Origin of the sequence: Xanthomonas sp. 3058 (assembly GCF_014199765.1) — a bacterium.
GTDB lineage: Bacteria > Pseudomonadota > Gammaproteobacteria > Xanthomonadales > Xanthomonadaceae > Xanthomonas > Xanthomonas campestris_B.
In genome coordinates, this window is sequence record NZ_JACHOF010000058.1 from 1 (window position 1) to 1,351 (window position 1,351).

The 1,351-nt window shown below is 60.9% G+C and carries 1 protein-coding gene; it reads right to left on the reverse strand.

Annotated elements, in window-relative coordinates; all coding sequences use genetic code 11:
* Positions 1-20: 20 nt before the first annotated feature.
* Positions 21-1,232: an IS4 family transposase gene (locus GGR61_RS20920; RefSeq protein ID WP_180313883.1), complete on the reverse strand. Its 1,212-nt coding sequence runs from the start codon at positions 1,230-1,232 to the stop codon at positions 21-23.
* Positions 1,233-1,351: the final 119 nt, after the last annotated feature.

A 1,351-nucleotide genomic window follows, 5' to 3' on the forward strand; every position in this document is an offset into this window, starting at 1 on the left:
CTGAGGTATCCCCACGTTTTTCAGTTCAGGACCATCTGGTTGTGAATGTGTTCGGGCAGTGTGCGTAGTCGCGCTAGCCATTGGCTGATGAGCTCCATCGGCCAGCGTCTGCGCAGGGCTTCGCGTCCGATGCGCAGCGTTGAGTAGAGTTTTCGCTTGGCTTTGCGTGGCGACAGCCAAGCCGCGTGACCGGATTGCTCGCTGGCCATGCCCGCCAACCAGCACGCAAAGCTGGCAAGTGTGTTGAGCATCAGCAAGATGCTCAGGCGCGGCCCTTGGCGGGTCAGGCTGTCTTCGAAGGCTGCGCCGTAGCGATGCGACTTGAGATCACGGAAGCTGCCTTCGATCTGCATGCGCCGTGCATACAGACCGATCAATTGACGTGCGTTGGCCTCGACAAGATCTGGCGAGGCAATAATCAACCAGGGTTCGCGTTCGCTCGCAGCAGCCTTGCGGCTGTGCGAGCTGCGTGCAACTTCGCTGCGGCAGCGTCGGTTGTAGTGTTTGCGGCCACGCGGTGATTTGCCATGCACCACCAGCCTACAGGCCAGTGGATCACTTCGATTGATGTGCATCAGGTCCAGCTCGCGCGGCTGTGGTTGCACCAGCTCCCAGAGGGAGCGGCATGACACCCACTGGTCGGGCTGATCTTTCACCTCGACAGGCTTGACCAGCGTGGTCCCGCGCAGGCGTCCAACCCAGCTCCATCCAATTGCTTGCACCGCCCTGAACCAAGGCGTGCGGAAGCCAGCGTCGGTGATCAGGATCGGACGGACGCCGCCTGGCATCAACGCCTGCAATTGCTTCAGGAACTGGCGCTCAGCACGTGGTGAGCCCTGTTCGCGACCGGGGTAAACGCGATCCAACAGGGTCAGCGTCCGCCCACCCACTGGCACAGCGGCACGCAGCAGACACCACGATTTATCGGCCTTCAGATCGCTCCAGTCAATCACGATCAAAGGACGCGGGCTGCGCAGCAGCCAGCGCGCCATCGCTGCATGCAGTGATAAGCACTCGGCGTGGAGATGATGGTTGCTCAGCAAGCGATCCAGCGCCTTGAGCGGTGCACGCACGCGTTCGGCACCGGGCCAGCAACGCGCTAGGTCGATCAGCGTCAACCGCCAGCCTGAGGTCAGCGCTTCCACGGCCTTCAACAACACCCGTTGGCGCAAGGCATGCATGGGCGCAAATGCATCGGCAAGACACCTCTGCAATACTTCACTGGCGCGCATGGTCGTCAGTCCTTCTATGGCTTAGTCACCTTGGAGACTGCGCCATGCGCGCACTTGTTTCCACTGGATCAGTGGCATAACTTGCTGATCCAGCTAGGGAAAACGTGGGGATACCTCAG

What these genes read in the sequence shown, in the direction of transcription:
- GGR61_RS20920 (WP_180313883.1), bottom strand. Translation starts at nt 1,232, where the DNA reads ATGCGCGCCAGTGAAGTATTGCAGAGGTGTCTTGCCGATGCATTTGCG.